Below are 7098 nucleotides of genomic sequence, written 5' to 3'. Positions count from 1 at the left end.
ACCATTGGAAGCATAACCCTTTTACAGAAGAAATACCTATTCTAAATTATCAAGATGACAGAAGTATAGTTTGTCGCCATTATCCAAATGAATCGACGGATACACCGACGTGGATTTGGATTAAACATCCACCATTGATCAAGCAATTGAAACAAATAGAATCACAACTCATATCTAATCTCATGCATATCTATGCTAAAAAAGCAAGGGCAATATATCTAAAAAATAAAGTGACCAAGCTCGCATCCGAATATTTAGATAATCATCAGACTTATTTTAGCCTAGGCTATCAGAAATGGAAAAAATGGATGATAATTAAAAATCTATTTATTCCTAGCCAAAATAAAAAGGATCCTTCACTTCCTGATATATTAAAAACAAAGAAAGGGTATCCCATGCTCTGGCCATTCCGAGCATGGGATATAATAGTATTAAGTCATCTAGCAGAATTAGTGGACGCTTACCCAGCTCACCAAAAAATATATTACCACGATTTATTTATTGCGCTTACAGAAAAATATGGCTTATCAAAACAATACAGGGAATCATTGAAAGAATTTAAAGAGTTAAATACCTCTACTGCTATCTTTGGCTCACTTATTGATGAAGATAGAATAATTCAATGTACATTATCTACCTTCGACTCACTTATTACTGAAGGTAGTATAATTAAAGATGCATTATTTCCCTTTGCCAAAAAGCATATTATTTCTATTGGCAATAACCATTTAATAAGGATGGGTTCTCTTATATTAGCGTTAGATATTTAATCGATCACTCGGTGCATAGGATTAACTCCATTGCCTGTTTTTCATACTTTGCTGTCAGTGCCAGCAAAGTATACCTTTTGTACAAATCATAAAAACTAAAATCACACGCTCAGATTTTATCAATGATTTATTTTATTATTCTTGTATCGTCAAATTTTTAATTCCTACCATAAATATGATGTTTTTTTAATCTTTATTGCCTCAGACAACAAAGTCTGATTTTTATACGAATAAAACCCACAATAAAAATATTCCTTAAATTCAATTAGTTAATATAAATATGATATCGTATCCATATCATTGATTATTTTCCATACTTGTGTGCCCGTAGCACAAAAGTCTATTTTTCACCCTGTCAACATTTAATTATACAAATTGGATAAAGAGTTTACGCTTTCAATTAAATCGAATTTTTAAATAATCCTCTGTCATCAAATAACGTCTACCAAAGTATTTCAAGGACTCGATAACAGGGGGTATATAGCAACATCAGCATAACATGGCATATTCAATATGCTCTGTAAACAGCTCATCAACTGAACATCGCTTTTGTCTTCTTATTGCTTTTGCTCCACCCCATTTGTGTTCTATCGGATTCAAATCAGGGCTATAAGCAGGAAGCCATTCCAGTTGACATTCGCTATCAACTATCGCTTGTATCGTGTCATTTCTTTTGTGGAAAGACGCATTATCCATGACTATCACTGCACCGTGCGGGAGCTTTGGCAATAAATCTTGCGTTATCCATGCATGAAAGACATCCGCATTAATGCTCCCGGTAAACAAACTTAAGGTGACGAAGCTATTGTTGAGAATGGCACCAATCACGTTAATACGGCCTTTCGCATGCCAGTCGTGTGTACCAAAACAGCGCTGTCCTTTTTCAGCATACCCATGTGTACGTGGCATGGATTGAGCAAAACCACTTTCATCTAAGTAAACAATCGGTTTGCCTGCCTGTTCATAGCCATTGATCCGCTCGACAAACGTTTGACGAGCCTGAGGGTCAGCGCGAGGGTGTTCTAGCGTTTTTTTTATGCGTGAGCCGAAGTCGTTTCAAGGCGTAATGAATAGCCGACTGCGAGACACCTAAACGTTTTGCTCTTTCCCACTGATAATCGTCGGGAAATTTTTGGATATCCGCGATAAGCACTTCATCAGGAATTTTCATGGGAAGCTTATCACGCGTCATGCAAGGTTCTATTTTATGGCTCCACCGGAACAGGGTACGAATAGAAATCTCAAAATGGGCACTCGTTTGCTCGAAAGTCAACGAATGTTTATCTTTGTATGCCAGGACTCTTTTTCGAAAATCTAAACTGTAGCCCATTTCACTTTATGCCTTGTCATGTTGGATCTGGATATTATGCCATATTAGTATGATTTAGCTATATATGCCAACGATCACAACATCTAAAGAAAGTCTTATTCGCCTGCCAGAAGTTCAGCGCAGAACAGGCTACAGCAAGGCATGGATCTACAGGCTGATTAAAGAAGATAAATTCCCGAAACAAGTCAAAATCGGCCCGCGTTCAGTTGCGTTTGTTGAATCAGAGATTGATAGCTGGGTAGATCAGCGGATTGCTGAATCTCGTACCTGATAGTGTGCTGGCTGAATTCTAGTGCATCAGTTCATGATGCGAATAACCTATTCATTAAGAGATGTACAAACTTTGCAATTATTACTCGAACACCAAAAGGATAGCGATATAGGAGCTATCCTCCTGATTAACGGCTGGCTAGTTCATCCTTTGGGGTCAATGCCGCGTGATTGGAGTTCTTTACGGAGTACACGCTTGATCCATGTAGCAAGGGAAGCATCACCATCAGTTTTTGCTTGTTCTTCAAGTTGCAGCCTGAATTCTTCTGTCAGCCTCATTTGGTATTGGGGAGATCGCTTTTCTTTTTGTGTTGACATGGTAATTACTCAGAGATATTTTAAATTACATGGTAATGACCATTTTAATTCTGATTATCAAATAAAACAACGCCCCGTAGTGCTCGCAACACATACAGGGCGTCTAACCAATAACCGTTGAGAGATAACGATAATGGCTGATACACAGCATAACCAAACTCGCCCTAAATTTACATCTTCAGATACAACTGGCGGACAAAAACCGCTCGACCTGATCCAGACCGTAAAAAGATCCGCTATGTATCACTGGGAAAATCTGCTACCTGTTTGTGGCATCGATATTCCTGCTAGAGGAAAACATGGTGCCTGCCCCATCTGCGGCGGTACTGACCGTTTTCACTTTATTGATGACCATCATCACGGCAACTGGCACTGCCGCCAGTGTGACGCCCCGAATTATGGTGATGGGTTGGATTTAGTAGCAAAAGCCAACGGGATCACAATTTTTGAAGCCGCTAAAGTGGTTGCAAACGCATTGGCATTGCTTTTGCCCGAATCCAAGCTCTCCAAAGAAACTATCTACCCAGCCCAGCCGATTGCTGAAAAAATCACGGCACTGATGGCTCAGACTGTTTCCGGACAATCTTCTTATCTGACTGCTAAAGGGCTGAAATATCCTAATCAGTACCTACTGGAAGATGGTTCATTGCTATTGCCTTTGACAACGCTCGATAAAAAAATCACAGGCGCACAGATCATCAAACCCGATGGCGAGAAAAAATTACTCTCTGGTAGCCAGAAAAAAGGGGCGTTTATTGCGTTGTCAGCGCTGAGCGAGAGTCCCGATATGCTGGTTATTACCGAGGGCTATGCCACAGCACTCACCATTTACCAGTTTTATTATGGCACTGTTCTGGCTGCACTAGATGCCGGTAATTTGCTTTCTGTTGCCAAAGCCGTCCGGGAACGCTGGCCTGATACGAACATCATTATTGCCGCAGATAACGACTGGCATCACCCCAACGAGCTGGATAGGAACGGCAAACCGAAAGCGAATATCGGTAAGATTTCAGCAGAAAAAGCCGCTCATGCGGTTAATGGTTGGGTTACATTGCCACCGACTGAGTGCAAAGCTGATTGGGATGATTATCGCCAGAGTCATGGTATTGAGGCAGTAAAGCAGGCATTCAGCAATGGGCTGTATCAGGTAGAAGAGAAAGCGTCAGTGGTAAAATCAGCAGCTATTAATTCAGATGAACACCGGGAGAAAGAACACGATCCGTTAAAACCTCATATTGATATCCGCCAGAATGGGATTTACTGGGTTGAGCCTAAAGAGCAAGGCGGCGAAATCGTCGAGGTTGAAAAATGGCTGAGTGATTACATGGAAGTTGTTGGCATTGGTAATGATGGCAGTGAAGGTTATCTCATTATTAAACTGCGTCAGGAAGGTTCGGGGAAATGTATCGTTGAAGCTCTGCCACGCCGTGAAATCGGGATGCCGGTTGGCTGGGCAAGATTGCGCTCGCGGGGTATGAATATCACCGTAAAAAACAGCCTGCTGCCTGTTTTGGCTGAACATTTGCAACGCAGCGGTGATCGCCGTGAATGGGTTGTGACACAAAAGGCGGGCTGGCATTGCGGAGCCTATGTGATGCCGGACGGTGAAATCATCGGCCAGCCTTATATGCCTGTCGCGTTCAGTGGCGGCACATCCGCTATTGCCGGTTATGTAGTCAGGGGAACCGCCGAACAGTGGAAAACGCACGTTGCGTCATTGCTGCAAGGCAACCGTTCAATGATGCTGGGCGTACTGGTAGGATTGTCTGCCCCGCTTAACTCACTGACAGGTGGTAGCTGTTTTGGTGTGCATTTATTCGCCCAATCTTCAGCAGGAAAAACCACCACCGTTGAGGCGGCCAGCAGCTTATACGGTGATCCTGAAGAACTTAAATTATCGTGGCACGGCACTAATCACGGTTTAAACAACGAAGCCGCCGCCCGTAATGATGGTTTTATGCCCATCGACGAAATCGGCCAAAGTTCGAATCCGAAAGAAGTCGCAAACAGTGCCTACAGCCTGTTCAACGGTGTCGGTAAAATTCAGGGAAAACGGGAAGGCGGAAACCGTGCCGTGATCCGCTGGAAAATTGCTGCCCTTTCAACCGGCGAAGAGGATTTAGAAACGTTCCTGATTAAAGGTGGGATCACACCAAAGGCCGGGCAGCTTGTCAGGCTTCTCAGCGTGCCCTTTATTGATACTGAATGTTTCAATGGTTATGAAGAGGGTGATTCTCATGCAAGGGCTATCAAACGTGAATCCAAACGTTATTGTGGTACAGCAGGCCGCGCATGGATTCAATGGCTGTCTGAGCATCAGGAACAGGCCATCGAACTGACCGCCCGTAAAGAAAAAGAGTGGCTTGATGACCTGCCAGAAGAAGCCTCAGCCCAAGTCAAACGTGTTGCGGTGCGTTTCGCGTTACTGGATGCCGCCGGAGAGCTGGCGGCTCATATCACTGGCTGGAGTAAAGAAGCGAGTCATGCGGCAATAAAACAAAGTTTCGATGACTGGCTAGCGGACTTTGGTATCGGAAACCGGGAAAAATATCAGGTTATCACGCGAACTCGTGACTTTATCCAGAAATACGGGCTTTCACGCTTCCAGCCTTACACTTACGGCAGACCGAACGGCGATATTGATACCTCACACGCTATGAGAATTAGCGATCTTGCCGGGTATCTGGTGCATAACCGCCGCCATGATGGACAGGCGGAATATCACATTATTCCCAGTGTATTTGAAGCGGAGATATTACAGGGATTACAGAAGAAATCCGGTTTTGAAGCCTTAGAAGAGGCCGGAATGTTGGTTAAAGCGGAAAAAGATCGCTTTATCAGTAAAACTATTTCAGTAAATGGTACTCAGGGGCGTTTTGTCGTCGTCATTTTCAAGGATGAAGATTAGCTGTATTAGCACTCACGTAGAATTAAAAAAACGTTGGGATAACGGGATATTGGGATAAGAGATATTTATTTTAAATAATATCAATTAGTTATAAACATTTCACTTATCCCGTATTATCCCGCTCTATCCCGTAATATAGCGTGATTACAAAAGATGATACTATGAAAATAGAGGTTATCCCAAAAAAGATTTTTCTCTGGCAGGTTATAATTTATTGAATTTAAAATGATTTAAAGTATTGATGTTATGTCACGGGATACGCTGGGATAACATGGGATAGGTTAACAGTATGAAATATATATAAAATGTATCATTTACCCCGTTATCCCGCGAAATTTTGTGTAGTGGTATAGAGATAATCAATAGAAATGTTTTTCAGCTCTCCGTGTTACCGGGTTAATTTATTAGCCCGGTAACACGGAGAAGACAAGCGTAGCGCGTCAGTCTGAATAATTCTTCACCCACGGCTCGGCAATCGCCAACGTGATTAAATATCGCTCTTCGTTAGGGTGTCGATCGTCTTTGAAACGTGCCATACCTAACATGATCTGATACTGTTCACCTGCTTGCCAATATGTTGTTCCTGCTCCACCTTTCATATTTCGGAGGTTGTCTCGCAGTTCAGGTGTATTAACTAAGGCTGGGCGTTCTCTAACCTTAGTAAGCTTCCACCCTGCCTTGCGCCACTGATCTTGCAAATCCAGTACAATCTTGATTGCATCGTCATAGAGCAATGGTTCGATCTGTGGGGACATACGTACTTCATTGATTATTCCGTTTTCATATGAAACAGTAAAAATTTTGGCCGCAGGGGTAACAAATCCATATTTCGGGTCGATAAAGCGTAAGCGCGCATTCGTTTTCGGGATTCTGAATCCGATGTTACTGGCACCTTGGGGATTGATCTCAGCACTAGAGCGCTGCCGCATCGTTTCATAAGGTTCACCAATCACCAAAGCTATCTCAGCGGGTTCACGGGAATGAAAGGTATGGTAGAGATAAGCAGCGGTTAAACTCAGAATGATTAATAATACCAATATTAAACACCCACGCTGTTGCCCCATGCGTTGCCACAGATTCATTTTATACTTCGTCCATAAGAAATAGTTCGAAATAGGTGTGAGGAGATAATATTCTCACGCCTATCTAAATTTGCGTTATTGGTTTATCCACGGCTCGGCAATCTGCAATGTAATCAAATATCGCTCTTCATCTGGATGTCGGTCATCTTTAAAACGCGCCATATTCAACATTATCTGATACTTCTTATCTGCTTGCCAAAAAGTCATTCCAGTCCCTTTGATTTTACGAAGGCTGTCACGCAATTCTGGTGTATTATTAATTCGGTGTTCAAATACGAATAATTGTTGTATTATGGAAAGATGAAAAAAGATACTCGACAACTTCCTCCAGAGATACAGCAATATAATCGGCAATTGGTGATACGCATGTATCAGCAAGGGATCTCGCGGAATACCATTGCTGAAACATTAGGTATCAGC

The 7098-nt window shown here is 42.4% G+C and carries 8 protein-coding genes and 1 pseudogene; 4 read left to right on the top strand and 5 right to left on the bottom strand.

Translation table 11 applies throughout. From position 1 onward, the window contains the following. A pseudogene (locus ABLA85_RS16325) lies at positions 1 to 770 on the top strand (hypothetical protein); the annotation flags it as partial. 489 nt (positions 771 to 1259) lie between these two features. On the opposite strand, the gene ABLA85_RS16320 reads toward ABLA85_RS16325, so the two are convergent. Continuing rightward, on the bottom strand, positions 1260 to 1808 hold the full coding sequence (locus ABLA85_RS16320) for an IS630 family transposase (protein ID WP_367965426.1): 549 nt from the start codon (positions 1806 to 1808) through the stop codon (positions 1260 to 1262). Continuing rightward, on the bottom strand, positions 1777 to 2100 hold the full coding sequence (locus tag ABLA85_RS16315) for an IS630 transposase-related protein (protein WP_367965424.1): 324 nt from the start codon (positions 2098 to 2100) through the stop codon (positions 1777 to 1779). The genes ABLA85_RS16320 and ABLA85_RS16315 overlap by 32 nt, the downstream gene beginning before the upstream one ends. Positions 2101 to 2164: 64 nt before the next feature. Here ABLA85_RS16315 and ABLA85_RS16310 point away from each other — a divergent pair, with 64 nt between their 5' ends. After that, positions 2165 to 2371, top strand: coding sequence for a helix-turn-helix transcriptional regulator (locus ABLA85_RS16310; RefSeq protein WP_367965423.1), 207 nt, complete (start codon positions 2165 to 2167; stop codon positions 2369 to 2371). Between the two features lie 143 nt (positions 2372 to 2514). Here the strand turns inward: ABLA85_RS16310 and ABLA85_RS16305 are convergent, their stop codons facing one another. After that, entirely contained in the window at positions 2515 to 2688 is a 174-nt protein-coding gene (locus tag ABLA85_RS16305; RefSeq protein WP_367965422.1) for a hypothetical protein, read from the bottom strand. Positions 2689 to 2821: 133 nt separating this feature from the next. Here ABLA85_RS16305 and ABLA85_RS16300 point away from each other — a divergent pair, with 133 nt between their 5' ends. Continuing rightward, the gene (locus tag ABLA85_RS16300; protein WP_367965421.1) at positions 2822 to 5596 is read left to right on the top strand and encodes a DUF927 domain-containing protein; all 2775 of its coding nucleotides are present in this window, start codon (positions 2822 to 2824) and stop codon (positions 5594 to 5596) included. 440 nt (positions 5597 to 6036) lie between these two features. Here ABLA85_RS16300 and ABLA85_RS16295 read toward each other — a convergent pair whose 3' ends face one another. Next, the gene (locus ABLA85_RS16295) at positions 6037 to 6678 is read right to left on the bottom strand and encodes a hypothetical protein (RefSeq protein ID WP_367965420.1); all 642 of its coding nucleotides are present in this window, start codon (positions 6676 to 6678) and stop codon (positions 6037 to 6039) included. Between the two features lie 75 nt (positions 6679 to 6753). Further along, a complete protein-coding gene (locus ABLA85_RS16290) occupies positions 6754 to 6885 on the bottom strand; it encodes a hypothetical protein (protein ID WP_367965419.1) in 132 nt (43 codons plus the stop codon). A 93-nt stretch (positions 6886 to 6978) separates the two neighbouring features. Between ABLA85_RS16290 and ABLA85_RS16285 the strand changes: the two genes are divergently transcribed. Next, positions 6979 to 7098: helix-turn-helix domain-containing protein (locus ABLA85_RS16285; protein ID WP_367965425.1), on the top strand; the 120-nt coding region annotated here is incomplete at its 3' end.

Origin of the sequence: Xenorhabdus sp. SGI246 (genome assembly GCF_040838225.1) — a bacterium.
Classification (GTDB): Bacteria; Pseudomonadota; Gammaproteobacteria; order Enterobacterales; family Enterobacteriaceae; genus Xenorhabdus; species Xenorhabdus indica.
The sequence above is the reverse complement of the archived record's forward strand: the minus strand, read 5'-3'. Positions and strand labels throughout refer to the sequence as shown.